The organism is Hyphomicrobium sp. (genome assembly GCF_051860585.1).
Taxonomy (GTDB): Bacteria; Pseudomonadota; Alphaproteobacteria; order Rhizobiales; family Hyphomicrobiaceae; genus Hyphomicrobium_C.
Map to the genome: position 1 here is coordinate 606,305 of NZ_JBHYDS010000001.1, position 25,679 is coordinate 631,983.

The window sequence follows — 25,679 nt, forward strand, 5'->3', positions numbered from 1 at the left end:
GGGCGAGGGTTTGATGATGTCGGACAAATCAAGCAAAGACGTTGGAAAAGGCGCCGAGCGCGACAAGCCGTGGCTGTTCCGCACCTATGCCGGGCACTCGAACGTCGCCAAGTCGAATGAGCTCTACCGGAACAACCTTGCCAAGGGACAGACCGGCCTTTCGATCGCTTTCGACCTGCCGACGCAGACCGGCTACGATTCCGATAACGAACTCGCCAAGGGCGAGGTCGGTAAAGTCGGCGTTCCCGTTTCACATCTCGGCGATATGCGCACGCTGCTTGACGGCATCCCGCTCGACCAGATGAACACGTCGATGACGATCAACGCCACGGCGGCGTGGCTGCTGTCGCTCTACATTGCGACGGCCGACGCGACGGGAGCCTCGCGCAGCAAGCTCACCGGCACGATCCAGAACGACATCATCAAGGAATATCTCTCGCGCGGCACCTACGTGTTCCCGCCTGAGCCGTCGCTGCGCCTGATTAAGGACACCATTGTCTTCTCGTACCTCGAGGTTCCGAAGTGGAACCCGACGAACGTCTGCTCGTACCACCTGCAGGAAGCCGGTGCGACGCCGGTGCAGGAGCTTTCCTACGCCCTCGCGACGGCCATCGCGGTGCTCGACACCGTCAAAGCCTCGGGCGAAGTGCCGGACAAGGATTTCGGCACGGTGGTCGGCCGCGTCTCGTTCTTCGTCAACGCAGGCATGCGGTTCATCACCGAAATCTGCAAGATGCGCGCGTTCGGCGAGCTGTGGGACGAGATCTGCCGCGAGCGCTACGGCGTGACCGACGCCAAGAACCGCATGTTCCGCTACGGCGTGCAGGTGAACAGTTTGGGCCTGACCGAGCCGCAGCCCGAAAACAACGTCTACCGCATCCTGCTCGAGATGATGGCCGTGACGCTGTCGAAGAAGGCGCGCGCGCGTGCCGTGCAGCTGCCGGCCTGGAACGAGGCGCTTGGCCTGCCGCGTCCGTGGGATCAACAGTGGTCGCTGCGCATGCAGCAGATCGTTGCCTACGAAACCGATCTGCTCGAATACGGGGATATCTTCGACGGCTCGGAAGTGATCGCGCGCAAGGTGGCCTCGCTCAAGGAGGAGGCCAAAGCCGAACTCGCCACGATCGAGCGGATGGGCGGCGCCGTGGCTGCCATCGACTACATGAAGCGCCGCCTCGTCGAGAGCAACTCGTCGCGCGTTGGCCAGATCGAGACGGCCGATCTCGTCGTCGTCGGCGTCAACAAGTGGACCGAGACCGAGCCGTCGCCGCTGACAGCTGGGGAAGGCGCGATCATGGTCGTCGATCCGGCCGTGGAAGCCGAACAGATCGGCCGCCTCAAGGCGTGGCGCGAGGCGCGCGATGCCAAGCTGATCGAAAAATCGCTCCGGGAGCTCGAGGACGCGGCCAAGGAAGGCCGCAACATCATGGAAAGCTCGATCGCGTGCGCCAAGGCCGGCGTGACGACGGGCGAATGGGGCACCACGCTGCGGCGCGTGTTCGGTGAATACCGCGCCCCGACGGGCGTCGCGCAGGCCGCTCCGGAGCGGGCCGGCGGGCAGCTCGACGGGGTACGCGCAGCGGTCGATGCACTTTCTGCGAAGCTCGGGCGGCGCATCAAGTTCCTGGTCGGCAAGCCGGGCCTCGACGGGCATTCGAACGGCGCCGAGCAGATCGCCGTCCGTGCCCGCGACGTCGGCATGGAGGTCGTGTACGAGGGCATCCGGCTGACGCCGGCGCAGATCGTGCGCGCTGCCCTGGAGGAAAGCGCGCACGTCGTCGGGCTCTCGATCCTGTCCGGCTCGCACGTGCCGCTGGTGTCCGAGTTGATGGACCGCATGCGCAAGGAAGGCCTGGAGGATATTCCCGTCATCGTCGGCGGCATCATCCCTCCGGAGGACGCGGTGAAGCTCAAGGGCTTCGGCGTGGCGGCCGTCTACACGCCCAAGGATTTCCAGCTGAACGACATCATGGCCGACATCGTCCGGCTGGTCGAACGCCACGAGAAGGCCGCCTAGGGCCGTTCCGCTTAAAGTGCAATCGCGGAACGACTCTAGGTTTTTGCTTGGTCGTGCTTCTTACCGGACACCGTTGCTGGCATGGCTTCGCCATGACCGGTTCCCACTTTTCCGGAAGCACTCACTTTTCCGGAAGCACCCTAAGCCACGGCTCTTACTTCGTTCTCGAAACGGCCTGGCCCTCGAAACGGCCTGAGTTTCGCCAAGAATCAGGCGCAGTTACCCTGCGTGCGGCGAACTCCAGGAACGGACGTACGGTCTCAGGAGGATGCATGCGTGAAGAAACGCAAAAGCGGCCCGATCGCCTTCACCGGCTGGATCTGGCGAGTTGGCTTCCGTCGCTGGCTGTGTTGCTCGTGCTGTTCGGCGGCCTGCTGGCCGTCCACACCACGGTGCGGAAAGAACGCCCAATCGGCGGTACGGTGCTGAGCGCGGTGTGGCGCATCAACCAGGATACCGGTCAGCGTTATTCGGACATTCACGTTGCGCTGGACAACAAGGCGCAGGTGCGCGCCGGCAGTCTTGCGCCCGCGCTGCCGAAGGTCGGCTCGCGTATCACGCTGCGCAAGCGCGCCATGCTGCTGGGCTACACGACCTACCAATGGGATGGGTCGCCGGCCGTCGCGCGCGCCGCCTCGCCGTCCGTCCGGCCGGAACCGGCACCTTCCACCACACCGGCGCCGACGCCCGTATCCATTCCTTAGAAGGCGGGGGCTTCGCATCGCGCCGGCGCTCGGCTATAGAGTCGCGCGAATTCAGCGCCGAGACCGATGATGTCCCGGCGCGCCTGACACCCCGTCAAGGACACGCCCATGCGCGACGAAACCAAACGGCGGCTCGACCGCCAGCTTTTCCTTCAGAAACTCAAGTGGGCGGGGGCGGGGCTCGCCGTCGTCGCCGTCCTCGCCATAGGGCTCTGGTTTTCCGGCCTGGATGCGTCGGTCGAAACGCACCGCGTGGCGGGTGTCGTCGAGAAGATCGGCCCACTGGTCGGCGGCTCGTCGCGAGCCATCGAGGACGGGCTGGGTGTGGACGTCCGGCTGAACGACGGGCGGAAGATCCATGTCGCGGTGCTGAAAACGACCGATCCTCATGTCGGTGACACGGTGCAGGTGGCCGAGCACGTGCACGGGAGCGGCCGGGTGACGTTTTCCTGGAAATAGCGCGTTCCTGAAAATAGCGCGCGGGAGGCCTGACTTCAGGCTCAGGAAGCCGCGTTGACTGCGAAGGGGCCGCCGCTATAGTGCGCGTCGTTCCCGTTCGTTCTGTGTGCAAGCCTCTGTGGCGGAATCGGTAGACGCGGCAGACTCAAAATCTGTTGTTGGCGACAACGTGCCCGTTCGAGTCGGGCCAGAGGCACCACGGGACTTCAACTTCGCACGTCTCCAATGTCATAGGGCGATCCGCTTTTGGGCAAGACGCCACCACCTGCCGAGACGGCGGCGCCGCGCGCACACCATGCTAAGCGCGCTGCCGCACGACGCTCGAAGCGCGCCGCGCAGCGTGGCGCGGAGGCGGCCCGTCGTGCGGGCGCCGACGACGCCGTGTGGTCGACGGACGAGGTCAAGCCGTTCTGGGAAACGAAACGGCTCGGGGAGATGAGCCCCACCGAGTGGGATTCTCTCTGTGACGGGTGCGGGCAGTGCTGCCTCGTCAAGATCGAGGAGGAGGACACCGGCCAGGTGTTCCTGACGCGCCTCTCCTGCAGCCTGCTCGATGTCGGCAGCTGCCGCTGCAAGGACTACACCAACCGTTTCCAGCGCATGCCGGATTGCCTGTCGATCGACATGAAGGCCGTCAAGAAGCTCAAGTGGCTGCCGGAAAGCTGCGCCTATCGCCGACTGAACGAAGGCCGCGGGCTGGCGTGGTGGCATCCGCTGATCTCCGGCGATCCGGACACCGTGCATCAGGCCGGCGTTTCGGTGCGGGACTGGGCGCGCTCCGAGGCGGGCGTGCCGCAGGACGAAATCGAGCGCTACATCATCGGCGAAGCGACGTCCTGAACGGACAATCGCCGCCGGAACCGTTGTGCCGCCGGAACAATCTCCACCGGAACACTGGGCTCCACCGGAACACTGGCCCACTCCTGTGCGTTCTATCCTCAGACGGGCGTCATCACTGGCGACCGTCAGGCGCCGAAAGGTGCTGCCCCGTCCCGGAGCCGAAAGGCTCCTGAGCGGGGTACGTCTTTGTGGGCACCCCTCTGTGCAGCGCCGCTCATTCCGGCTTGTGGTTCAGACACACCGAATTGATGCAGTAGCGCTTGCCGGTGCCCGTAGGCCCGTCATCGAACACATGCCCGAGATGCGAGCCGCAGTTGGCGCAGGTCACTTCCGTGCGAACCATGCCGTGCGAAATGTCCGTGTGATAGGCGACGGCGCCGGGCAGCGCCTGATCGAATGACGGCCAGCCCGTGCCGGAATCGAATTTGGTATCCGAGGCGAACAGCTGGTTGCCGCAGGCCGCGCATGTGAACTTGCCGGCCTCATGGGTGTCCAAGTGCTCGCCCGTGAAGGGGCGCTCGGTGCCCTTCTCGCGCAGCACGCGATACTGCTCGGGCGTCAGCTTGGCCCGGAAATCCGTTTCGTCCTTGTTCATGGCGTTTTCTCCAGTCGGTCTTTTCTTTTCGTTTCGTTTGCGGCGTCAGGAGCGGGCTTTTGTCCGTTCCGGCCTCTGCGGCCGGATGGCGCGCGTCGCCAGCAAGGCGGCGACAATGGCCGCGTAGATCAGCGGCTCGGCCTGCCACGTCTTCACCAGCATGACAAAATGCACGGCTGCCGCGGTCGCCGCCAGATAAACCCAACGGTGCAGCTTCTGCCACGCCGCCGCGCCGAGCCTCTTGATCATCGTCGCGTTCGACGTCACCGCCAGCGGGATGAGGATCAGGAAGGCCAGCAGACCTATCGTGATGTAGGGACGCTTCCAGATATCCTTCAAGATCGCGGTGAGATCGAGGGCTTGGTCGAGCCAGACATAGACGACGACATGCAGCAGCGCGTAGGCGAACGCCAGCACGCCGAGCGTGCGGCGATAGCGGATGAGGTTGACCCCGCCGAAGCGCCTCAAGGGCGTGATGGCGAGGCCGAGCACGAGGAAGCGCAGCGCCCAGAGACCGAGGAAGCGTTCGAGTATCTTCAACGGATCGGCGCCGAGCTGATCGGAGACGGCGAGATAGAAGGTCCACGCGGCCGGCACCAAGCCGAGCGCATAGAGGCCCCAGCTGCCGGGGCCGATCAGCGCGGACAGCCGCAACGTCGCACGCGGCTTCACCGCTGCGCCGATGGGAGCGTCAGTAGTTCGCACGGAGGTCCAATCCCGCGTAGAGCTGCGCCACCTGATCGCCATAGCCGTTGAACATGAGCGTCGGGCGGCGCTTGGCGAACAAGCCGCTGCCTTCACCGATGCGCCGCTCCGTCGCCTGGCTCCAGCGCGGATGATCGACCTCCGGATTGACGTTCGAATAGAAGCCGTATTCCTCCTCGGCGAGGGCCTGCCATGTCGTCGGCGGCTGCTTGTCCACGAATGAAATCCGCACGATCGACTTGATGGATTTGAAGCCGTACTTCCACGGCACGACGAGGCGCAGCGGTGCGCCGTTCTGGTTTGGCAGTGTCTCGCCGTACATGCCTGTGGCAAGGAGCGTCAGCGGATGCAGCGCTTCGTCCAGGCGCAAGCCTTCGACGTAGGGCCACGGCAACGGCTGGAACAGCCCGCGCTGGCCGGGCATCTCGCCGGGCCGCACGAGCGTTTCGAAGGCGACGTATTTGGCACTGCCGAGCGGCTCGACGCGTTTGATCAGGTCGGCCAGCGGAAATCCGACCCACGGGATGACCATCGACCAGCCTTCGACGCAGCGCAGGCGATAGATGCGCTCCTCGAGCGTGACGGGCTTCAGGATGTCGTCCAGCGTCAGGGTCGCGGGCTTGGCGACGAGGCCATCGATCTTGACCGACCATGGGGCGGGCTTCAGCGATCCTGCGTTGGCGGCGGGATCGGCCTTGTCGGTGCCGAATTCGTAGAAGTTGTTGTAGCTCGTCGCGTCGGCCTTGCGGGTCGGCGTTTCGTCGGTCGAGAACGGGCTGCGCTTGGCGGCCAAAGGCGCCGCGCCGAGCTGCGCCGGCAGGACGGCGAGGCCGGCCAGACCCGCGATACCGGCCATGATCTGGCGGCGCTGGAGATAAACGGACTTCGGCGTTATTTCTGAACGCGGAATATCGGGCGCATTGCGGATCAGCACGGGGAAAGCCTCATTCTACGTTTGGCTGAGCTTACAGCTTTTTGTACGCTCAAAATCCAGTTCGGTTTCAGACCCCCTCGCTTAAATGGGTCTGACGAACGGCCGCGCCAGCCCGCATATGGTGGCTCGACGGAAAAGCGTTGTGACTTCTGGGGACGTTTGGGGAGCGGCCGCGCGTGGCCGGGGGACATGAAGCTCAGCAAGACGAATTACCTCGTCTATCGCGACTGCGCCCACAATGCGTGGATGAAGGTGCACAGGCCCGATGCCTACGCCGCCGAACCGCTCTCGGTTTTCGACCAAGCCATCATCGAAACCGGCAACGACGTGGACGTGCGTGCCCGCGCACTCTTTCCGGGCGGCGTGCTGATCCGGCGCGGTGACGCGGCCGGCACGGCCGAGCAGGTCGCGGTGCACGCACCGGTGCTCTACCAGCCGGTGTTCGAGACCGACCGCTACACGACGGCTTGCGACATCCTGGTGTGGAACGGCGCGCAGCAGGCCTACGATCTCTACGAGGTGAAGGCCTCGACCAGCGGCGAGGACCGGCGCGCCAAGGACGATCTCTACGCCCACGACATCGCGTTTCAGGCGCTCGTGCTCCAGGAGTGCGGCGTTCCGCTCGGCCGCCTTCATCTCGTGCGCCTCAACGGCGCTTACGTGTCCGACGGAACGCTCGACATCGGCCAGCTTTTCACGCGCGAGGATTTCACCGAGCGGGCGAGCGCGCTCTTCGAAGCGGTGCGCGCCGAGATGGACGCCGCGCACGACCTGATCACGCTGGCCGAGATGCCGCCTGCGCCCTGCGCCTGCATCTTCAAAGGCCGCAGCAGCCAATGCACGACGTTCGCCGCCATCAACCCCGACGTGCCGGACTATAGCGTTCACGACCTCACACGCATCGGGGCCTCGCCGAAGAAGCTCAAGGCGCTCGTCGATTCCGGTATTCTCGATATCCGCGAGGTGCCGGCCAACTTCGAGCTGACCTTGCCCCAGCGTCATCAGGCGGAAGCGGTGCGGAGCCGGCAGCCTTACGTCGATCCGGCGCCGCTCGGGGCGTTTCTCGACGAGATCCGCTATCCGGTGGCGTTTCTCGATTACGAGACCTATCCGTGCGCCCTACCGCGGTTTCCGCGCTACAGCCCGTACAATCACGTGCCGTTCCAGTTCTCGCTGCATACGGTCGAGCGGCCGGGGGCGGAGGCTGTGCACCGGGAATTCCTGTTCACCGAGAGGTCCTGCCCGGATCGGCCGTTCGTGGACGCGCTGACGGGCGCGCTGCCGGCCGAAGGCAGCATCATCGCCTGGAACAAGCCGTTCGAGAGAGGCATCAACGCCAAGCTCGCGGAGCGGCTGCCGGCGGAGGCGGACCGGCTGGCGGCGATCAATGCGCGCTTCATCGATCTCATGGACGTGTTCAGCGAGCAGATGGTCGTCCACCCGCGCTTCCGCGGCAAGACCTCCATCAAATGGGTGCTGCCGGCACTGGTGCCAAAGCTCTCCTACAAGGGGATGGCGATCCAGGAGGGTGCGACGGCGAGCGAAACCTGGAACGCCATCGTCACGGGCGAGCTGGAGCCCGACGAGGCGGAGGACGCGCGCCGCAACCTGCTCGCCTACTGCGGGCTCGATTCGCTGGCGATGGTCGAGATCTGGCGCGCACTGCTGGACATTTATGCGGCCCGCGAAATCCGCGAAGCCGGCTAAGACGGCCGGGCACGCCCGCGCCGGCCGGACAGCGAACTCAGGCCGGCGCCTACTGCGCGGGCTTGCACGGGCCCTGCTCACCCGGCTGGTCGGGCGGCTTGGGGCCGAAGTTCTTCAGGTATTCCTTGGTTGCCTGATAGGCGAGGTGCTGGCCCTGGCACGTTGGCTGCGTGACCGAGCCGGTCTCGATCTCGTTGTCATCATCTTCCTTCTCGACCTTAGCAGCGCGCTCCGTACGCTCGGGGCCTTCGGCGCGCGTCTCGCGCGAGACCTTGGCGTGGCGCGTTTTCTGGTGCACGCCGACATCCTTCAGCGAGCCCATCTCCCGGATGGTATCGCGGCAGCAGCCGGCTAGTGCCAGGGCGGCGAGGAGAACAGCAGCGTTGAGAAGTCTGGGCATTGCGATCCTTGCAGGGCGGTCATATTGGCCTACGCAATACCGGCGCCGCGCACAGCGGCTTGAGAACGTCTCATTCTTGTTTCCTGAGTCGGCCCCGCTAATCCACAGGCTGTGGATAAGAATCCACAGTGTTTTTCGGGCCTTGCGTTCTTTAAGCTCAGTCCGTTGACGGCCTGAGGCTTTCCCGCCTCACCGTCCCGCTTCACCCGACGCGGCGCGCGGCCACATCGATCACGGGGCCGGACGCGGCGTCACGGCGCACGTGGCCGTGCTTTTCGAGGTGCGCCTTGAGCAGGCGGACGTTCTTGCGGTTGGCCCGGAACGCGACGTCGAACGCATCGCCGACGAAGGGGATGATGCCGACGACCGTGTCGATCGCCGTATTGGCAATCATGCGGCCGAGAACGAGGCGCGACACGCCGAGCCGGCGCGCTTCCCAAATGAGATAGCTCGAGATCGCCTGGGATACGAGGTCGCCGACCACCGGGACGAGCCCGATGATCGCGTCCAGGCCGACGCGCGTGTTGGTGCCGGGGATCACGAACATGTCGTCCATCAGCCGCGCAATCGCCTCGATACGGGCGACGGAAGCCTCGACTTCGGGGTCCGCGTAACGCTCGACGGTGTTCGTTTTCATTCGCTCTCTTTGAACAGCCTCCCGGAAAATCGGGAAGCTTGTCTCCTCACGCCGCAGGTCCTAGTTTGAAATCCATGCGGCCGCCAAGGCTGCAATACGTTGGAACGGCGGGAGTTCCATTCAAGATTGGGGAATGACAATCCGCGCGGTCATGCCGCGCGGTGGGACGGAAGGGATTGCACCATGCTGTTGCGTCTTCTGCTGGGCACGAGCACGATTTTTCTGTCTCTCATCCTCGGCGCCTTCGCGCTGGCGCTGGTCGGCTACAATTCACCCGAAACGCTGTCGCGGATGCTCGGCTGGGCGCGCGACCTGAAGGGCGTCATCACGACAACAGGCATCGATCCCAAGTACAACATCTGGGTCGAGCTGCTGCTCGAAGAACGCCAGCTCCTCTTCATGTTCTTCACGATTGCCGCGCGCATCTTCCTGGCGCTCATCGCCGCGCCGTTCGTGCGACGCGCCTGAGCCCGCGTCGTCTCCCCAAAGCCGGTTAACGCCGCGTTAGTCCGCGCGCGCGATAATCCTTCCGGGCCGCACAGTCCTGAGATTTACAGGCGTCGTGCCGCTCCTCCTGAAACCGTGTCGGTCGGCTTCGCGTGAGGGCTCGAAGGGGCATGGACTACGACGGGCGAGACCACCGGCCTCCGTACCATCCGGACGGGCCGCATTATCAGTATCCGCCACAGAGCTACGTGCCTGTGGAGGCAGCGGAGACGCGTGCGTGGTCCGGCCGCTTCTCCGACCTTCCGCTTCGTTTCCGCTTGCTCGTGCTGGCCCCCGTCGCCGCCTTCTGCGCCGCCGCAGTCTGCATCGGCGCGCTCTTCATCTATTACACCGTCGCGTTTCCCGATCCGCTTTCGATGCGACTCAAATCGACCGGACCCGTCATCCGCATCGTCGGGCACGACGGCAGCCCGATCGCCGAGCGCGGCGTGTCGCGCGCTTACGTTCCCCTCGACATGTTGCCGGCGCGCGTGACCAACGCCGTGGTGGCGACGGAGGACAGGCGTTTCTTCGCCCACCATGGTCTCGACCCGCTCGGGCTGTTGCGCGCGACGCTCGTGAACCTCAAATCCGGCCGGCTGACGCAGGGCGGCTCCACGATCACGCAGCAGCTGGCCAAGAACCTGTTTCTCTCCTCCGACCGGACATTCGCCCGCAAGGCGGAGGAAGTGGTGCTGGCGCTGTGGCTCGAGCTCCGGCTTTCCAAGACCGAGATTCTGGAACTCTACGTCAATCGCGTCTATTTCGGCGGCGGCGCGCACGGCATCGAGGCGGCGTCGCAACGCTACTTCGGAAAATCCGCGCGCGAGCTGACGCTGCCCGAGGCGGCCGTAATCGCCGGGCTGCTCAAGGCGCCCTCCAAATATGCGCCAAGCTCGAGCCCGGTGCAGGCCGTCACGCGCGGCCGCGTCGTGATCGGCAAGATGCTCGATGCGGGCTTCATTACCGAGGAGGACGCTCGCGAGGCGCGCGCCGCGGAGGTTCGCTTCTCGCCACTGATGCGCGTGCCGGACCAGGCCGACATGGCTTACGCGGTCGATTACGTGCTCGATGCGTCGGCGTCGTTCGAGGGCAGCGACCGCGACGAGATCGTCATCGAAACGACGCTCGATGCGGGGCTGCAGCGGCGCACGGGCGAGATTGTCGAGAAGACGCTCGCGGCATCAGGCGCGACCCTCAATGCGGGTCAGGCGGCGGTCGTCGTGCTGGCGCCGGATGGCGGCATCCGGGCGCTCGTCGGCGGCCGCTCCTACGCCGACAGCCAGTTCAACCGCGCGGTCAAAGCGCACCGCCAGCCGGGATCGGCTTTCAAACCCGTCGTCTACCTGACCGCGCTCGAACGCGGGCTGACGCCGGATTCCGTTGTGGTGGATGAGCCGATCAGGGACGGGCGGTGGTCGCCAAAGAACGACAACGGCCGCCATGTCGGCGCAACCACGCTTCGCAACGCGCTAGCGCAATCGATCAACACCGTCTCGGTGCGCCTGCTGCTCGATGCGGGCGCCGATAAGGTCGCGGCGACGGCGCGCCGGCTCGGCATGACCTCGCCCCTCAAAGCGAACGGATCGCTGGCGCTCGGGACGTCCGAGGTGTCGCTGCTCGATCTCGCGGGAGCTTATGCGGCGTTCGCCAACGGCGGCTACGTCAATGCGCCCTATGCGATCCGCCGCATTCGCACAGGCGACGGCAAGGTGCTGTTTCAGCGCCTCGCGGCGCGCTCGGCGCCTGCCATTCCGCGCCGCTCGGTGGCGGCCATGAACGACATGCTGTCCACGGCGGTTCAGTTCGGCACCGGACGGCGCGCCGCCATCGCCGGGCACATGGTGGCCGGCAAGACAGGCACGACGCAGGATTTTCGCGATGCCTGGTTCGTCGGGTACACCGCGCATCTGACGGCGGGAGTGTGGGTCGGCAACGACGATGGCCAGTCAATGAACAAAGTCGTCGGGGGCTCGCTGCCGGCGGAAATCTGGCACGGCGTCATGGAGGAGGCGCATCGCGGGCTCGCGCCCCTGCCGCTGCCGGACGCTGCCGGGCGCAGCGCGCCGCTTGCCGACGCCGAAAAGGCCCACCCGGTGGCGCGGATCGAAGCGGATTTCATCGCCAAGGCGCTCACGCCGGCCACGTTGGCAGAGGCTGAGGCGGTGCCGAGCGACCGGGGGGCTTCGCGGATCGAGGGGGCGGCGGGGCAAACGACGGTCACCGGGACCAGCCGCATCGTGGTGCGGCCGCCGCGAGCCAATTGACGCTCAGGCGTCGTCCGACACGGCACCGTAGCGGTGCAGATCCATGCCGTAAATCTGGAGCCAGCGCTTGGCGTCGTCGAGGGCCGGCATGGTCTCGCTGACCAGAGCCCAGAAGCGGGGGCCGTGGTTCATTTCACGCAGATGTGCGACCTCGTGGGCGGCAACGTAGTCGAGGATCTCCGGCGGCGCCATGATCAGGCGCCAGGAAAACGAGAGCACGCCGGTGGTGGAGCACGAGCCCCAGCGGCTGCTTTGGTCACGCACGGCAATGCGCTTCGGCGAAACGCGCAGGCGCTTGGCGTGGTAGGCGACGCGCGCATCGAGGTCGCGGTGAGATTCCTTCGCCAACCAGTCCTTCAGGCGGCGCGGAGCGTGCTCGGGCTGGCCGGAGACGTGCAGTTCCGGGAACGAGCCGGTGAGCTTGCGCTCGACAGGCAGGCGGCGCGATGCGCCCGAGTAAATCACGCGATGCGGCTCGCCGCGCAGTGGAATGAAGACGCCATCCTTGAACGGCACGGCGGTGGGCAGGCTATCGAGGCGTGCGCGCACCCAATCGATGTTGCGGGTGATGAAGGTGCCGGCCTCATCGATGTGGCACTGAACCGGCAACGTGACGATGACCGTGCGCCGCGAGCGGCTGATGCGCAACGTGAGGCGGCGCGCGCCGGGATGACGGCGCACCTCGACCGGCGCTCCGAGGGTGTCGAGTTTGTCGCTCTTGAGCGACGGAGACGCAAAGCTTCTTGTCTTCCGCATTGATGACTTTCGGAACCGGCGCTGATTGTGCGAACGCGCGACGCTCTGTTGGTTGCGATACGCTGTGTTGGTTGCGATGGATCGAGCGGCTGTCTCATGCTCTGGCGCGCTTCGCGCCGCGCTCGATCCTTGCTCTCCACTTAGCAATAGACTGAACCTCATCACCAGTCTGAAATTGTGACGCGTCACACAGATTCGAGCACTGTTGCGTTACAGCCCCATGCACATCGGAACACGACGACCCCGTGCGCGACATGAGTTTTGGCGTGCACACCGCGACGCGCTTTTTTTGCTTGCCGTGAGCGCACGAGTGTGCGGCGCTGTATCAAACGTCGTCAAAACTTTCGGCGCGGCGGGTCGAAATCGTACCGCAAGCGGTCCCGCACTTTCCCGCGCCAAGACGTTGAACGCTCGACGCGGATCGACAACGCAGGGCTACCGCGAATTATGCGGAAGGGCGCGCTCCGGTGCGTCGAAATTCGGCAATTTTCGCATGTCGAGAGTCGGCCCGCCATCGTCCGCTGGCGGCGCCTCGCGCGCGCCTTCGATCCACGGGGGCGACGCGGGAAGCGCGAACCGTCCGCGTTCCTGGACGGGGCCCGACGGCTGCGGCCGCGACGATATGGCTGGCGGCGCGTGCGCTCTGTGCGCTCCGGGCTTCGTCATCACCAGCGACGGCGTGGCGATCAGGACGGCCACCATCACAAGCTGAATGACAAGGAACGGGATGGCGCCCCAATAGATCTCGCTCGTCTTGACAGGCGGCATCATGCGGCCCGTCACCTTGTCGCGATAGGCTTCGCGCGGCGCGACGCTCCTTAGGTAGAACAGCGCGAACCCGAACGGCGGGTGCATGAAGCTCGTCTGCATGTTCACAGCCAGCAAAACGCCGAACCATATGATGAAGGGCGTGACGTCGGCCACGTGCTCGCTGATCACGCCGGCGCTGTCGGTGGTGCTGATGACGGCCATTCCCATGCCCTTGGCAAGGGCGATCGCTTCGGGGGAGTTTCGGAAGATGGCTTCGGCCGCGGGCTTCAGCAGCGGCACGAGGATGAAACACAGCTCGAAGAAATCGAGGAAGAAGGCGAGCAGGAAGATCAGCACCATGACGGCGATGAGGAAGCCGTACATGCCGCCCGGCAGCGAGGTCAGCAGGTGCTCGACCCAGATGTGGCCGTTGACGCCGTAGAAGGTCAGCGAAAAAATCCGCGCGCCGATCAGGATGAACATGACGAATGCCGAGAGCTTCGCCGTCGCCTGGGCGGCCTGGCGGACGATCTCGGAGTTGAACCGGCGGCGGTCGCCGTCGCTGTAGCGTTTGCCGGCGGCCAGAAGCATCGCACCGACGGCTCCCATGGCGCCGCCTTCGGTCGGCGTCGCAATGCCGACCAGGATCGTGCCGAGCACCAGGAAGATGAGCAGCAGCGGCGGCACCATCACGAAGGTCACGCGCTCCGCGATGACGGACAGCGCGCCGCGGCCGGTCAACATTGTCCACGCACGATTGATGACGGCGGCGGCAAATGCGAATGAGATGCCCCAGGCCATGGCGAGGATTGCGGCGTCAATTCCCTGATACCGGCTGCCCTCCATCATCCAGGCGGCAAATCCTGTCGACATCACCGCCAGCACGAACAGCGAGAGCAGCCCGCGCGAGCCGTCGGGCTCGCGGTGTCCGACGGCCTCGATCGGCAGACCGGGCGCGGAGCCCGGCTTGAGCATGGACGCGACGAACACATAGACGGCGTAGAGACCGGCGAGCAGCAGGCCGGGCAGGATCGCGGCCTTGTACATGTCGTCGACCGAACGGCCGAGTTGGTCGGCCAGAACGATGAGAACCAGCGACGGGGGAATGATCTGCGCCAGCGTGCCCGAGGCCGCGATGACGCCAGAGGCCAAGCGGCGGTCGTAACCGTAGCGCAGCATGATCGGAAGGGAGATCAGGCCCATTGAGATGACGCTGGCGGCCACGACGCCGGTGGTCGCGGCGAGCAGCGCGCCGACGAAGATCACCGCATAAGCCAATCCTCCCCGCACGGTGCCGAAGAGCTGGCCGATGGTTTCCAGGAGATCTTCGGCCATGCCGGAGCGCTCGAGGATCAGCCCCATGAACGTAAAGAACGGGATCGCAAGCAGCGTCTCGTTGCGCATGACGTCGAAGATGCGTCCCGGCATCGATTGCAGGAGATGCCAGGACAGCGTGATGACTCCGTCCGAATGCGGGGCCAGCTCAACGCCGACAACGAAGAAGGCGAGCCCGACCGCGCCGAGCGAAAACGCCACGGGGTAGCCGAGCAGCAAAAAGCCGACGAGAGCCAGGAACATGATCGGCGCGAGATTTTGCGCGAGAAAGGCGGTCATGCGATTGCCGGTTTCCTGTTGATGTGGCCCCTCGTCGCCGGGAGGTGGCCGCTCGGCCCGGTGGTGTTCATGTCCGGCCGGCAGGCGGCGCCGACGGGCCGCCCCCTTCGTGAGACTGGTCCGAGCCGGCCTCGATGGCGGCCTCGTGGTACGAGCCGTGCGTGACCGGCTCGGCCAGGTCGCCGCGCATGATAGCAATCCGCTTGATCAGCTCAGAAATCCCTTGAGCGAAGAGCCACGCGAACGCGATCGGGATGAGGATTTTGACGGGCCACTGTGGCAGGCCGCCCGCATTCGGCGATTGCTCGTTCTGAGCGTAGGAGTTCGCGAAGAAGATCGAGGACGTGTAGACGATCATGGCGGCGGTCGGCAGCAGGAAGACGGCGTGGCCGATCAGCTCGATGATGTTGCGCGCGCGGGCCGACAGGCGGCTGTTCACCACATCGATGCGAATGTGCTCGTTGACGGCCAGTGTCCAGGGCGCGGCCAGCAGGAAAACCGCCGCGAACAGCCACCACTGCACCTCCAGGAGCGAATTCGCGCTCCAGTCGAAGGCCTTGCGCACCACGGCGTTGCTGGCGCTGATGACGGCCGCGACGACGATGAGCCACGCAACCGAGCGCCCCAGCGCTCCGGACGCGCGATCGATCAGGCGGCTCACGGCGAGCAGCTCTTTCATCGTCCTCCCCCTCGTGTCCCGCGGCGCGCACTGTGTTCCGCGGCGCGCGCTTGGCTTTCTGCCTTCGGGCTGGCCCCCTCGGCAGAGCGCCGGGCAGCCTTCCTATATCCGAAAGCCTTCCTATATCTGAACGGACGGCCGGGGAGAACTCCGGACAGTTCCTCCTTTGCGCGTTCCACACGACCTCCGTTGCGCGTTCCACACGACCTCCTTTGCGCGTTTCACACGACCACCGTTGCGCGTTTGCCGCCGTTGACGTAGGGCAGTGGGTCCAACCATCCCCGACCCCCTTGCCATCCCGACCACCGTCGCAGCCCCATGCGATCCCATTACCCAGGAGCACGTCCATGTCCGATTTGAAGGCGCAGGTCATCGAGCGGCTGCGCCGCGTGAAGGGACCGGACCTCGACGGCAACATCGTCGATCTCGGGCTGGTCTCGGATATCCTGATCAAGGACGGGCGCGTCTATTTCTCGATCACCGTTCCGGCGTCGCGCGCCGAGGAGCTGGAGCCGCTGCGCGGCGCGGCGGAGAAGGTGGTGCGCGAGGTCGAGGGCGTCACGGGCGTCGTCGCGGTGCTGACGGCAGAAGCGGCTGCGGGACAGCGCCGCCCGCAGGCGCCGACGCGGCCGACCGCCTCCTCTGCGCCTCCTTCGGGCACGTCGCCCGAGCATCCGCGCGTCACGGCGGCGCGAGCGCAAGGAGTCGCCGGGGACAGCGCGCGCCCGGCAGCGCCAAAAGGGGCGCCGCCTCCTGCCGCCGCTACAGGCGTCAAGCAGACGGCCGGCGTTCCCGGCGTCAGGCACATCGTCGCCGTCGCGTCCGGAAAGGGCGGCGTCGGCAAGTCGACGGTCGCCGTCAATCTCGCGCTCGGCTTCCAGGCCATCGGCCTCAAGGCCGGCATCATGGATGCGGACATCTACGGGCCGTCGCAGCCGCGTCTGCTCGGCATCACGGGCAAACCGACGCAGGCCGAAGGCAAGAAGCTCGTGCCGATGGAAGCCTACGGCCTCAAGTCGATGTCCATGGGGTACATGGTCGACGAAGGCACACCGATCGTCTGGCGCGGTCCGATGGTGGTCGGTGCGCTGAACCAGATGCTGCGCGAGGTGCTGTGGGGCGATCTCGACGTGCTCGTGATCGACATGCCGCCCGGCACCGGCGACGTGCAGCTCACAATTGCTCAGCAGGTGCCGCTGGCGGGGGTCGTCATCGTCTCGACGCCGCAGGATCTCGCGCTCATCGACGCGCGCAAGGGCCTCGCCATGTTCAAGAAGGTGAGCGTGCCCATTCTCGGCATCGTCGAGAACATGAGCTACTTCATCGCTCCCGATACGGGCGCGCGCTACGACATCTTCGGGCACGGCGGGGCGAAGGCGGAGGCCGAGAAGGTCGGCGTGCCGTTCCTCGGAGAAGTGCCGCTGACGATGGACGTGCGCGAGACGTCCGACGCCGGCCGGCCGATTACCGCGACCGCACCGGACAGCGCACCGGCGCAGGTGTTCCGCGAGATCGCCGCCAAAGCGTGGGGCGAACTTGAGCGCGCCGCGGGGCGCGGCATGAAGCCCCCGGAGCTCGAAGTGATGCATGACGGGGAAGCGCTGCGCGTCGCGTTCGCGACCAAGGACAATCACGAGTTGCCCGCCGAGTTCCTGCGCGTGCTGAGCCCGTCGGCCGAGGTGCAAGGCCACTCGAAAGAGCAGCGCGTGACGGTCGGCGGCAAGAAGAACGTCAAGATCCGCGAGTTGCGCGGCGTGGGCAATTACGCCGTGCGCATCGTGTTCGACGACGGGCACGACACGGGGTTGTTCACGTGGAGCTACCTCCACATGCTGTCGCTGCAGAAGGACAAGAAGTGGGGCGAATACCTCGCCGAGCTGAAGGCGAAGGGGTTAGAGCGGTAGGACGCTCGACACGCCTGACCAAGCTTCGCTCACCCTCCCCTCGACGGGGAGGGTCGCACGAAGCGCGGGGTGGGGTGAAAAGCCGGGAGTATCGCTCTATACCACTGCGCAAGGATCGTCCCCCCACTCCTGACCCCTCCCCGCCAGGGGGAGGGGAAAGAGAGCACGGGCCGAATGAAGGCGAAGGGGCTGTCGCGGTAGGGGCGAAGGCGAGGACAAGGGGGCGGCCAGTTTGCTATTTTTTGAAAGCCCATTGACGGCTGCTTTTGACCCCAAGCAGACATGCACCCTAGACCATCGCGTCGCGCATCAAACAAAACACCGGCTTGACAGCCTACCATGTAGTAGGTAGATACAGCCATGGCTCATGTCGATACCAAGTCCGCCCTGCTTTCCGAAGCCGAAGCGCTGATCCGTACGGTGGGCTATGCCGCGTTCAGCTACGCGGATCTTTCGGAGCGCGTTGGCATCCGCAAAGCCAGTATCCACCATCACTTCCCGACCAAGGAAGACTTGGGAACAGCCCTCATCGACGCTTATCTTGAGCGGTTCATCGCCGAGCTGGAAGCGCTGGCGGCACGCTCGGTCAGTCCGAAACGAAAGCTTCTGTTGTACGGCGACTTATTCGCGACCAGCTTGCAGGACGGACAAATGCCCCTGTGCGGCGCGCTTGCTGCGGATGCGGCCTATCTCCCCGTCTCCATGCAGCAGCGTGTCAAAAAGTTCTTCGAGCTTCATCTCACATGGCTCGAAAAGGTTGTTGCTGCCGCAATCGCGGTCGGAGAGATCGAAGGCGGCCAGACCCCCAAGGGCTGTGCCTTGTTGCTTCTCAGCACGCTACAAGGCGCAAGCATCGTAGCGTGGGCCTTGAAAGATCCGTCGCTTGTTAAGCCCGCCTATCGGCAGGCCATGGAGAGACTAACCACGTAAAATTTTTTGTCCGGCGCACCTACCTACTGGAAGGATGGCTATGTGCACATCGTCGCAACTGAAAGCCCCAGGCGCGTCCAGCGAATACGAGACCAACGCGCTGACACATGTGCTTAGCCGGTGCACCTGCCGGAGAACAATCTTGAGATCCGCGCTCGCTTTCACGGTCGCCCCACTCGTCGGCGGAGTGCCTGCCCTGGCGAATACCATACTATCTGTCAGTGAAGTTGCGCCCGGCGTATTCGTTCATCAGGGCCGCTACGAGCTGCAATCACCCGAAAATCGCGGCGACATGTCCAACGCCAGCTTCGTCATCGGCAACGCCGCCGTCGCTGTCATCGATACGCTCGGCAGCGCCAAGGTCGGACGTGAGTTGCGGGCCGCGATCAAGGCCATCACCGACAAACCGATCCGCTACGTCATCAACACCCACATGCATCCGGACCATGTGTTCGGCAATGCGGCCTTCAAGGAAGACAATCCGCAGTACGTCGGTCATCACAAGCTCAGGCGTGGGCTCGAAGCACGGAGCCAAAGCTATATGGCGTCGAGCAAGGACATGCTTGGCGAGGACGCTTTCGCGGGCTCTGAGATCATCCTACCAACGCTGAACGTGGAAGACACACTAACCCTCGATCTGGGTGGAAGATCCCTCTTGTGCGAGGCGCAGAAGACTGCCCACACCGACAACGACCTCATCATCACCGACAGTAAAACCGAAACCGCGTTCTTTGGCGATCTGCTGTTCTCTGGCCACATCCCAACGCTCGACGGCTCTCTTCGGGGCTGGCTATCGCTGATCGAGCAGCTCGAAGGACGCAAAGCGGCCCGCGTTGTTCCGGGACACGGTCCTCATGCAATGCAACTCCCCGGCGCCATCATGCCGGAGAAGCAGTACTGGTCGATCGTTGCGTCCGATGTGCGCAGGCTCATCAAGGACGGCAAAGACTTGATGGAAGCGACAAAAACTGTCGGGCAATCCGAGCGTGCCAATTGGAAGATGTTCGACCAGTACCACGTCCGAAACGTGACAACCGCTTTCGCAGAACTTGAATGGGAATAAGAAGAGAGGAGACTCATCTCAATGGAAACGAGCAGGCACTCACTCAGTCGATTTGCGGCCGTCATCGTGATGGCGGGCTTTAATATTTACATGAACGGCACGGCTCGCGCCGAAGATGACATCTGGCCGTCGTTGCAGAGCGAGGTGTTCGGATCGCGCCCAATCCAGGAGAACGACGGAGTCGTCGTCATAGATGCTCCGGAGCGGGCAGAAGACGCCGCAGTTGTTCCGATCACCGTCCGCATTCCGCCAACCGTCAAAGGTCCATTGAAGTCGATGTGGTTGATCATCGACAAGAACCCGGCGCCCGTGGCGCTCACGCTGACCTTTGGTCCGGCGGCAGGAGAAGGCGGCGGGGAGCGCCGCTTTACGACGCGCGTGCGGATCGACATGTATTCCTTCGTTCACGCGATCGTCGAAACGGAAGACGGCGTGCTGCACATGAACAAAGCCTTTGTGAAGGCATCCGGGGGCTGCGCCGCGCCGGCTCCAAAGGATGCCGACAGAGCCAATGACGACCTCGGGAAGACCCTAGTCAAAAGCTTCGATCCCGCTGTCGAAACCGCGGCGCTGCGCGAGGCGCAGATCATGATCAAGCATCCTAACAACAACGGATTGCAGATGGATCCGGCAACACGGGCCTACATTCCGGCTCGCTTTATCCGCGAGGTCACGGTGACGCGTGGAAGCGGTCTAGTCTTTAAGGCGGAGACCAGCTTTTCCCTCTCTGCCAATCCAAACTTCCGCTTCACCTACGAGAACGCAAAGGACAACGCCCTGGACGTGACCTCGATCGATACCGACGAGACGACCTTCGTTGCCCACTCCACGCAGATCGCCGTCGCGCAATAACAGAGGAGAAAGTAAGCACATGTCGTTGATGGATTGGAAGACCTACCGCAATTCACTGTTGGGCCGGATCGGTGAGTTGGGAAAACTCTCGCCGGACTCCGTGGGCGGGTATCTGATGGCAACCGGAGCGGGCGCCAAGACCGGGCATCTGAACGAGAAGACCCGGCAGCTGATCTCGCTTGCGGTGGCGGTGACCACGCGATGCGACGGATGTATCTCGGTGCATTCCCAAAAGGCGGTGGAGAACGGTGCGACCAAAGAGGAAATCGCCGAGGCGCTCGGCGTTGCGATTGCGATGAATGCAGGAGCGGCACTCGTCTACTCAGCGCGCGCTTTAGATGCCGTAGATGCAGCCGCTTAGCAAAAGTCGCGTGGAAGGCGTGATGAGCGCCTTCCACTTCTGCTCCTGGCCCTCAGCCGACATCCACAAAACGTTATCCCCGCCTCCCCATTCTCCGCATACGCTCACCGCATCCCGCTCATCCGGGGCCGGCGTGAGCTGGACGTTTGGTGAGTAGGAGCTGCGCCTCCCTCAAACTGGTACCATCAGCTAGGCTGGAAAGGTTCGGAGCGGATTTCTCGGTTGGATGGACCGTGAAAGCCAACGTGTGCACGGTGGATGTTCGGGTCATGTCGGAGACATGCTTTCAGCATGACGCCTTCGCGCCGGTGAGGTTGCGTCATAGCGGGGTCCACTCGTTCGGACATCAATTCGCGATGGCGTGAGCAGCAGCGGAGCGAGGTCCTGCCGAAGGCGGGCAAGTGAAGGTGGGCCGCATCCCGCGTTGTTCCCACGGCCTGCCGCTCCGCTCCCCGGAAGGGGATCAAGACCTCAGCACCACCCGCTCTTTGAGACCATTCGTAAAATGCACGCGAGACCGAGTCCTCGCGGCTATCAAGCCATGCCTTGTGAACCCGCTCACCCCGTAAACGGCACCACGACCTGTCGCTGCAGAAGGACAAGAAGTGGGGCGAATACCTCGCCGAGCTGAAGGCGAAGGGGCTGAGCAGGTAGGCGGCGCGGTTTCTCAGAACGTTAGTTTGTAGACTGACTGCATTGTCGGAGTGGGCGGATTTTGCTGGCTCATTCCCGCTAATCGCTTCCAGCCAACTGGACACAAGCTGTCGAATCACTGACCGCATGGATGATGATCGCGTCCTAATGATGCGATCACGTCATTAATCTGGCGCGGCGCTGACGCTCCGCGATCCAGAGATCCAATGTCGATCAGAGTCGGGGGACAGAATCATGCGACGGGCGATTGCACTTTCAGCCGTGTCAGCCATCGCGCTGGCATTCAGCGTTTCGGCATCCAACGCGCAGACATCCGAGTTCAGCGGGTTCTATCTCGGTGTCCACGGCGGCTATCTGGATTTCGACACTGATACGCCGATCGAAATGGACGGCGGCGTAATCGGCGCGCATGCGGGTTACAATCACTTTTCCGGGCCGGTGCTGCTGGGTGTCGAGGCTGATTTCGACTGGTCCAGCGCGTCTTACAGCCAAGGCGACGCTTTCTTCAGGATGGCGGTAGATACCGAATTTGTCGCGAGCGTTCGCGGCCGTTTAGGCTGGCTTGCGAGCCGGAACACCCTGCTGTTCGCAACGGCCGGGTACAACTGGTCCGAGCTGCATGCCAGCACCACTTTTGTTGGTTTCGGCACGCAAACCAAGACAACGGACGTGGGCGGAGCGGTTGTTGGCGGTGGCGTCGAGTACAAGTTTTCGCAGGACTTCAGCGGCCGCGTCGAAGGCCTTCATTACTGGGCGCGCAACTCGGGCGACGACATCGGAGAAATCGACGTCATCCGCGCCGGTCTCTCGTACCACTTCAAATAAACAGAAACGCCCGCCTTCCCTTCGCGGGAGGCGGGCGAATTTCTCTAGCTCTTCCTACGCGCGTTCGTCACCCCGTAAACGGCACTACGGTCTGGCGCTGGAGGCCGAGGCCTTCGATCTCGAGTTCCATCACGTCGCCGGCCTGGAGATACTGCGGCGGCTTCATAACCGAGCCGACGCCGGGCGGCGTGCCGGTGGTGACCACATCGCCGGGCTCCAGCACGCAGAACTGCGTGACGTAGGCAACCAGATACGGGATCGAGAAGATCATCGTCGCCGTGGAGCCCTGCTGCTTCACCTCGCCGTTGACCTTGAGCGACATCTTGAGGTTCGAGGGATCGGGCACCTCGTCCGTCGTGACGAGCCATGGCCCGAGCGGGCCGAACGTCTCGGCCGCCTTGCCCTTGAACCACTGGCCGTTGCGCTTCATCTGAAAGCGCCGCTCCGACACGTCGTTGCAGATGGCATAGCCCGCGACGTAGTCCATCGCGTCCTTCTCCTCGACGTAGCGCGCGCGCTTGCCGATGACGAAGGCCAGCTCCAGCTCCCAATCCATGCGGTCGGAGTTCTTCGGATAGATCACGTCGTCGAAGGGCCCGGAGACCGTGTTGCCGAGCTTGTTGAAGATGATCGGTTCGGACGGGATGTCGAGACCGGCTTCCTTGGCGTGGTCGGCGTAATTGAGACCGATGGCGATGAAACTCCACGGCCGCGCGACGGGTTGGCCGATGCGCACACCCTCGGGCGCGAGCGGCAAAGCCGACGGATCGAGCGCCTTGAGCCGCGCCAGCATCTCCGGGGCCAGCGTTTCGCCCGTGATGTCGGCGACGTGCTCCGACAGATCGCGGATCTTGCCATCCTGATCGACAAGGCCGGGCTTCTCCGCACCCTTCTGTCCGAACCGCACCAGCTTCATTGTCTTCCCTCGAATTCTCGCATTGCCTAAAGTCGGGCGGGAGGTCCGCCAAATGTTCGAAGGCTTTACATCACACACCGTTCCGGTGGGCAACGGCATTGAGATCGCAGCCTGGACGGCCGGGTCGGGGCCGCCGGTGCTGCTGCTGCACGGCTATCCACAAACGAGCCTGTGCTGGCGCAAGATCGCCCCGCGCCTGGCGGAGCACTTCACGGTGGTGCTGGCCGATTTGCGCGGCTACGGGCGGTCAAGCAAGCCTCCGGGCGGGCCGGGACATGCGGCCTATTCCAAGCGTGCGATGGCGGCGGACCAGGTGGCCGTGATGCGGTCGTTCGGCTTCGAGCGCTTTCGGCTCGTCGGGCACGACCGGGGCGGGCGTGTCGCGCATCGTCTCGCGCTCGATCATCCGGCCGCGGTCGAGCGGCTGGCGGTGCTCGACATCTGTCCCACGGCGGACATGTACGCGGCAACCGACAAAGCCTTCGCGACGGCCTACTACCACTGGTTCTTCCTGATCCAGCCGGCTGACTTTCCCGAGCGGATGATCGTCAACGACACGAACCACTTCATCCGCCACACGCTTGCATCTTGGGGCCGGACGGACGGCGCCTTCGACGAGGCCACGCTCCGCCATTACGTGGAAGCCTCGTTCGATCCGGCCGCGGTTCATGCGGCGTGCGAGGATTATCGCGCGGGGGCGAGCATCGACCTCGACCACGATGCGGCGAGCGCGGCGGCGGGCGACAGGCTCACTATGCCACTGCTGGCGCTGTGGGGCGGGCGCGGGATCGTCGGCCGGACGTTTGATGTCCTGGGGATCTGGCGGGCCCGGTCGGCCTCCACCGTCACCGGGCACGCCGTCGACTGCGGCCACTTCCTGCCCGAGGAAGCGCCGGAGGAAACGTTGAAAGCGCTGCTCGAATTCCTGTGAGCAACGCGCCGATTCAAGGCGCGCCATGCACAGGGGATGTCCGCCCGCGCCTTTCCGTGAGACCCCGACTCGGCCCAGGTTGCAGAGACGCAATTCGAAAACGGGGGCTCGGCATGTCGTTGCTGTTCCGGATCATCTACGCGGCGCACGCCAAGGGCACGCACCACAAGCTGGCGCTCGATGCGCTCAAGCAGCTGACGAGCCCGGAGACGGAGCGCTGGCAGCGCCTGTTCCTGAAGCATGCCGAGACCTATCTCGCGGGTTCCAAGGCGCCGGACGACCAGTTCAAGGACTTCAAGAACCACGTGCTGCATGTGCGCGACGCATATTGGGGCGGCGCGCTCGGCAAGGCGGACGAGTGGTACGCCAAGCTGTGCACGGCGCTCAGGGCCGAGGACTGGGAGGCCGCCGCGTGGAGCGCAGGCGTGCTGTCGCACTACATCACCGATCCTATCCAGCCCTTCCATACCGCGCAGTCCGCGGCCGAAAACAGCATCCACCGCGCGGCCGAGTGGTCGATCTCGCGCTCGTACGATGCGCTGCGGGCGCAGGGGCTCGCGACATCCGGCGATTTCATCGTGACGGCCGGCGACGGGCCGGGATGGCTGCGCGATCTCGTCTGCCGTGGCGCTGAAAAAGCCAACGCGCACTACGAGGCATTGATTGCGCATTACGATCTGAAGGCGGGCGTCATCGATCCGCCGGCGGGTCTGGACGGGTTCAGCCGTAAAATCCTAGGCGATCTCGTGGTGTACGCGGCGGCGACGTTCGCCTGCGCGCTCGACCGCGCCTTTGTCGAGACGGGCGCCGTGCCGCCGGACGTCGATCTCGGGCTCGATACCGTTCTGGCCGCGATCAAGATCCCGGCCAAGGCGCTCGCCAAGCGTTTGGCGGACGCCGAGGACCGGCGCGTCGTGACGGCGATGTACGACGAGCTGGTCACGACCGGGCGGGTGTACGCGACGTTGCCCGAGGACGACCGCGTCGTGCAGGATCTCTATGCCGTCGAGATCGAGGCGCCGCGCCTCGCCCAGCGGGCGGAGCACCGCGCGGCGGCGTTGCAGGTCGTGCCGACGTCTGTTTCCCAGGCCGCCAGTTCGAAGGCTGCCGCTCCGCCGCCCGCATCCGCAGGCGGCCGCGCAGCCCCCATAGACATCGGCAACGCTCCAGCGCGTTCGTCGGCCCGGTCATCGGCAACGAAGCACTATCTGACGCTGGCCGACGCCATCGAGCGGGCGCCGTCGATCGGCCCCAAGACGGCGGACCGGATGGCTCCGCTCGGGGTGACGTCCGTGGCGGACTTCCTGTCGGCCGCACCGGATGCCATTGCCTCGGGGCTCAACTCGCGGTCGATCACGGCGGACACCATCGCCCTGTGGCAGGATCAGTGCCGGCTCATGCTCGATATTCCGGGCTTGCGCGGCGGGCACGCCGAGTTGCTGGCCCAGGCGGGGTATCGTGACGCCGAGACGCTGGCCAGCGCCGACGAAGTCTCACTTTGCGCGGATGTGTTGGCCTTTGCGGCCACGGCAGCGGGCCAGCGTATTCTCCGCGAGGGCACGCCGCCGGATCTCGAGCGGATCAAGGGATGGCTGGCTGCGGCAAAGACGGCGCGGGCTGCTTGACCGGCCGCCGCTCCAGGCCATCCGGCGCACGCACGGCCGCTCTTTGAGCCGCATGTTGAGACTTATGG

23 protein-coding genes, 1 tRNA gene and 2 pseudogenes are annotated in these 25,679 nt (G+C 64.7%); 17 read left to right on the forward strand and 9 right to left on the reverse strand.

Annotated elements, in window-relative coordinates; translation table 11 throughout:
- The first annotated feature begins 16 nt into the window (after positions 1–16).
- The 5 genes from ACTIFK_RS02755 to ACTIFK_RS02775 all read left to right on the forward strand — a co-directional run bounded on the left by ACTIFK_RS02755 (position 17) and on the right by ACTIFK_RS02775 (position 4,020).
- Positions 17–2,017: a methylmalonyl-CoA mutase family protein gene (locus ACTIFK_RS02755; RefSeq protein ID WP_439541507.1), complete on the forward strand. Its 2,001-nt coding sequence runs from the start codon at positions 17–19 to the stop codon at positions 2,015–2,017.
- A 272-nt stretch (positions 2,018–2,289) separates the two neighbouring features.
- Positions 2,290–2,721, forward strand: a complete 432-nt coding sequence (locus tag ACTIFK_RS02760) for a hypothetical protein (RefSeq protein WP_439541508.1) — start codon at positions 2,290–2,292, stop codon at positions 2,719–2,721.
- A 108-nt stretch (positions 2,722–2,829) separates the two neighbouring features.
- Positions 2,830–3,180 (forward strand): hypothetical protein, encoded by a 351-nt coding sequence (locus ACTIFK_RS02765; RefSeq protein WP_439541509.1) that lies wholly within the window; start codon positions 2,830–2,832, stop codon positions 3,178–3,180.
- Between the two features lie 112 nt (positions 3,181–3,292).
- Positions 3,293–3,379: transfer RNA gene (locus tag ACTIFK_RS02770), tRNA-Leu, on the forward strand.
- A 182-nt stretch (positions 3,380–3,561) separates the two neighbouring features.
- A complete protein-coding gene (locus ACTIFK_RS02775; RefSeq protein WP_439541550.1) occupies positions 3,562–4,020 on the forward strand; it encodes a YcgN family cysteine cluster protein in 459 nt (152 codons plus the stop codon).
- Positions 4,021–4,234: 214 nt separating this feature from the next.
- Here the strand turns inward: ACTIFK_RS02775 and msrB are convergent, their stop codons facing one another.
- From msrB to msrP, 3 genes are read right to left on the reverse strand one after another with little or no spacing between them, the layout of a single operon-like run.
- Positions 4,235–4,615 (reverse strand): peptide-methionine (R)-S-oxide reductase MsrB, encoded by a 381-nt coding sequence (gene msrB / locus ACTIFK_RS02780; protein WP_439541510.1) that lies wholly within the window; start codon positions 4,613–4,615, stop codon positions 4,235–4,237.
- A gap of 45 nt (positions 4,616–4,660) precedes the next feature.
- A complete protein-coding gene (msrQ, locus tag ACTIFK_RS02785; RefSeq protein WP_439541551.1) occupies positions 4,661–5,269 on the reverse strand; it encodes a protein-methionine-sulfoxide reductase heme-binding subunit MsrQ in 609 nt (202 codons plus the stop codon).
- Positions 5,270–5,306: 37 nt separating this feature from the next.
- Positions 5,307–6,254 (reverse strand): protein-methionine-sulfoxide reductase catalytic subunit MsrP, encoded by a 948-nt coding sequence (gene msrP, locus ACTIFK_RS02790; RefSeq protein WP_439541511.1) that lies wholly within the window; start codon positions 6,252–6,254, stop codon positions 5,307–5,309.
- A 189-nt stretch (positions 6,255–6,443) separates the two neighbouring features.
- Between msrP and ACTIFK_RS02795 the strand changes: the two genes are divergently transcribed.
- Complete coding sequence (locus ACTIFK_RS02795) at positions 6,444–7,961, forward strand: DUF2779 domain-containing protein (protein WP_439541512.1); 1,518 nt, start codon at positions 6,444–6,446, stop codon at positions 7,959–7,961.
- Positions 7,962–8,010: 49 nt separating this feature from the next.
- Here the strand turns inward: ACTIFK_RS02795 and ACTIFK_RS02800 are convergent, their stop codons facing one another.
- Both ACTIFK_RS02800 and ACTIFK_RS02805 read right to left on the reverse strand, forming a co-directional pair.
- Complete coding sequence (locus ACTIFK_RS02800; protein WP_439541513.1) at positions 8,011–8,361, reverse strand: hypothetical protein; 351 nt, start codon at positions 8,359–8,361, stop codon at positions 8,011–8,013.
- Between the two features lie 202 nt (positions 8,362–8,563).
- Entirely contained in the window at positions 8,564–8,998 is a 435-nt protein-coding gene (locus ACTIFK_RS02805) for a DUF4112 domain-containing protein (protein WP_439541514.1), read from the reverse strand.
- A 183-nt stretch (positions 8,999–9,181) separates the two neighbouring features.
- Here ACTIFK_RS02805 and ACTIFK_RS02810 point away from each other — a divergent pair, with 183 nt between their 5' ends.
- Together ACTIFK_RS02810 and ACTIFK_RS02815 are read left to right on the forward strand one after the other, a co-directional pair.
- The gene (locus ACTIFK_RS02810) at positions 9,182–9,466 is read left to right on the forward strand and encodes a hypothetical protein (RefSeq protein WP_439541515.1); all 285 of its coding nucleotides are present in this window, start codon (positions 9,182–9,184) and stop codon (positions 9,464–9,466) included.
- Between the two features lie 149 nt (positions 9,467–9,615).
- Entirely contained in the window at positions 9,616–11,751 is a 2,136-nt protein-coding gene (locus ACTIFK_RS02815; protein ID WP_439541516.1) for a transglycosylase domain-containing protein, read from the forward strand.
- Between the two features lie 3 nt (positions 11,752–11,754).
- Here the strand turns inward: ACTIFK_RS02815 and ACTIFK_RS02820 are convergent, their stop codons facing one another.
- The 3 genes from ACTIFK_RS02820 to ACTIFK_RS02830 form a co-directional block, all read right to left on the reverse strand.
- Complete coding sequence (locus tag ACTIFK_RS02820; RefSeq protein WP_439541517.1) at positions 11,755–12,507, reverse strand: M48 family metallopeptidase; 753 nt, start codon at positions 12,505–12,507, stop codon at positions 11,755–11,757.
- Positions 12,508–12,942: 435 nt separating this feature from the next.
- On the reverse strand, positions 12,943–14,871 hold the full coding sequence (locus ACTIFK_RS02825; protein ID WP_439541518.1) for a TRAP transporter large permease: 1,929 nt from the start codon (positions 14,869–14,871) through the stop codon (positions 12,943–12,945).
- Between the two features lie 67 nt (positions 14,872–14,938).
- Positions 14,939–15,550, reverse strand: coding sequence for a TRAP transporter small permease subunit (locus tag ACTIFK_RS02830; RefSeq protein ID WP_439541519.1), 612 nt, complete (start codon positions 15,548–15,550; stop codon positions 14,939–14,941).
- Positions 15,551–15,897: 347 nt separating this feature from the next.
- Here ACTIFK_RS02830 and ACTIFK_RS02835 point away from each other — a divergent pair.
- The 7 genes and pseudogenes from ACTIFK_RS02835 to ACTIFK_RS02865 form a co-directional block, all read left to right on the forward strand.
- Positions 15,898–17,127, forward strand: a pseudogene (locus ACTIFK_RS02835) (Mrp/NBP35 family ATP-binding protein); the annotation flags it as partial.
- Positions 17,128–17,145: 18 nt separating this feature from the next.
- A pseudogene (locus tag ACTIFK_RS02840) lies at positions 17,146–17,454 on the forward strand (gamma-butyrobetaine hydroxylase-like domain-containing protein); the annotation flags it as partial.
- A 360-nt stretch (positions 17,455–17,814) separates the two neighbouring features.
- Positions 17,815–18,384, forward strand: a complete 570-nt coding sequence (locus tag ACTIFK_RS02845; RefSeq protein WP_439541520.1) for a TetR/AcrR family transcriptional regulator — start codon at positions 17,815–17,817, stop codon at positions 18,382–18,384.
- Positions 18,385–18,526: 142 nt separating this feature from the next.
- Positions 18,527–19,447: a quinoprotein relay system zinc metallohydrolase 2 gene (locus tag ACTIFK_RS02850; RefSeq protein ID WP_439541521.1), complete on the forward strand. Its 921-nt coding sequence runs from the start codon at positions 18,527–18,529 to the stop codon at positions 19,445–19,447.
- 21 nt (positions 19,448–19,468) lie between these two features.
- Entirely contained in the window at positions 19,469–20,299 is an 831-nt protein-coding gene (locus ACTIFK_RS02855) for a quinoprotein dehydrogenase-associated SoxYZ-like carrier (protein ID WP_439541522.1), read from the forward strand.
- 19 nt (positions 20,300–20,318) lie between these two features.
- Positions 20,319–20,660, forward strand: a complete 342-nt coding sequence (locus ACTIFK_RS02860; RefSeq protein WP_439541523.1) for a carboxymuconolactone decarboxylase family protein — start codon at positions 20,319–20,321, stop codon at positions 20,658–20,660.
- An 888-nt stretch (positions 20,661–21,548) separates the two neighbouring features.
- Positions 21,549–22,139 (forward strand): outer membrane protein, encoded by a 591-nt coding sequence (locus ACTIFK_RS02865; protein ID WP_439541524.1) that lies wholly within the window; start codon positions 21,549–21,551, stop codon positions 22,137–22,139.
- Between the two features lie 67 nt (positions 22,140–22,206).
- Here the strand turns inward: ACTIFK_RS02865 and ACTIFK_RS02870 are convergent, their stop codons facing one another.
- Complete coding sequence (locus ACTIFK_RS02870) at positions 22,207–23,055, reverse strand: fumarylacetoacetate hydrolase family protein (RefSeq protein WP_439541525.1); 849 nt, start codon at positions 23,053–23,055, stop codon at positions 22,207–22,209.
- Positions 23,056–23,107: 52 nt separating this feature from the next.
- On the opposite strand from ACTIFK_RS02870, the gene ACTIFK_RS02875 reads away from it, so the two are divergent.
- Positions 23,108–23,986 carry an alpha/beta fold hydrolase gene (locus ACTIFK_RS02875; RefSeq protein ID WP_439541526.1) on the forward strand — a complete coding sequence of 293 codons (879 nt, stop codon included), beginning with the start codon at positions 23,108–23,110 and terminating at the stop codon, positions 23,984–23,986.
- Positions 23,987–24,099: 113 nt separating this feature from the next.
- Positions 24,100–25,611 carry a DUF4332 domain-containing protein gene (locus tag ACTIFK_RS02880; protein ID WP_439541527.1) on the forward strand — a complete coding sequence of 504 codons (1,512 nt, stop codon included), beginning with the start codon at positions 24,100–24,102 and terminating at the stop codon, positions 25,609–25,611.
- Positions 25,612–25,679 lie beyond the last annotated feature (68 nt).

Coding starts and splice junctions, on each gene's coding strand:
- ACTIFK_RS02810 (WP_439541515.1), top strand. CDS start 9,182: ATGCTGTTGCGTCTTCTGCTGGGCACGAGCACGATTTTTCTGTCTCTC.
- ACTIFK_RS02830 (WP_439541519.1), bottom strand. CDS start 15,550: ATGAAAGAGCTGCTCGCCGTGAGCCGCCTGATCGATCGCGCGTCCGGA.
- ACTIFK_RS02865 (WP_439541524.1), top strand. CDS start 21,549: ATGCGACGGGCGATTGCACTTTCAGCCGTGTCAGCCATCGCGCTGGCA.
- ACTIFK_RS02805 (WP_439541514.1), bottom strand. CDS start 8,998: ATGAAAACGAACACCGTCGAGCGTTACGCGGACCCCGAAGTCGAGGCT.
- ACTIFK_RS02860 (WP_439541523.1), top strand. CDS start 20,319: ATGTCGTTGATGGATTGGAAGACCTACCGCAATTCACTGTTGGGCCGG.
- msrB (WP_439541510.1), bottom strand. CDS start 4,615: ATGAACAAGGACGAAACGGATTTCCGGGCCAAGCTGACGCCCGAGCAG.
- ACTIFK_RS02820 (WP_439541517.1), bottom strand. CDS start 12,507: ATGCGGAAGACAAGAAGCTTTGCGTCTCCGTCGCTCAAGAGCGACAAA.
- ACTIFK_RS02870 (WP_439541525.1), bottom strand. CDS start 23,055: ATGAAGCTGGTGCGGTTCGGACAGAAGGGTGCGGAGAAGCCCGGCCTT.
- ACTIFK_RS02825 (WP_439541518.1), bottom strand. CDS start 14,871: ATGACCGCCTTTCTCGCGCAAAATCTCGCGCCGATCATGTTCCTGGCT.
- ACTIFK_RS02845 (WP_439541520.1), top strand. CDS start 17,815: ATGGCTCATGTCGATACCAAGTCCGCCCTGCTTTCCGAAGCCGAAGCG.
- ACTIFK_RS02875 (WP_439541526.1), top strand. CDS start 23,108: ATGTTCGAAGGCTTTACATCACACACCGTTCCGGTGGGCAACGGCATT.
- ACTIFK_RS02815 (WP_439541516.1), top strand. CDS start 9,616: ATGGACTACGACGGGCGAGACCACCGGCCTCCGTACCATCCGGACGGG.
- ACTIFK_RS02760 (WP_439541508.1), top strand. CDS start 2,290: ATGCGTGAAGAAACGCAAAAGCGGCCCGATCGCCTTCACCGGCTGGAT.
- ACTIFK_RS02800 (WP_439541513.1), bottom strand. CDS start 8,361: ATGCCCAGACTTCTCAACGCTGCTGTTCTCCTCGCCGCCCTGGCACTA.
- ACTIFK_RS02795 (WP_439541512.1), top strand. CDS start 6,444: ATGAAGCTCAGCAAGACGAATTACCTCGTCTATCGCGACTGCGCCCAC.
- ACTIFK_RS02880 (WP_439541527.1), top strand. CDS start 24,100: ATGTCGTTGCTGTTCCGGATCATCTACGCGGCGCACGCCAAGGGCACG.
- ACTIFK_RS02855 (WP_439541522.1), top strand. CDS start 19,469: ATGGAAACGAGCAGGCACTCACTCAGTCGATTTGCGGCCGTCATCGTG.
- ACTIFK_RS02755 (WP_439541507.1), top strand. CDS start 17: ATGTCGGACAAATCAAGCAAAGACGTTGGAAAAGGCGCCGAGCGCGAC.
- ACTIFK_RS02765 (WP_439541509.1), top strand. CDS start 2,830: ATGCGCGACGAAACCAAACGGCGGCTCGACCGCCAGCTTTTCCTTCAG.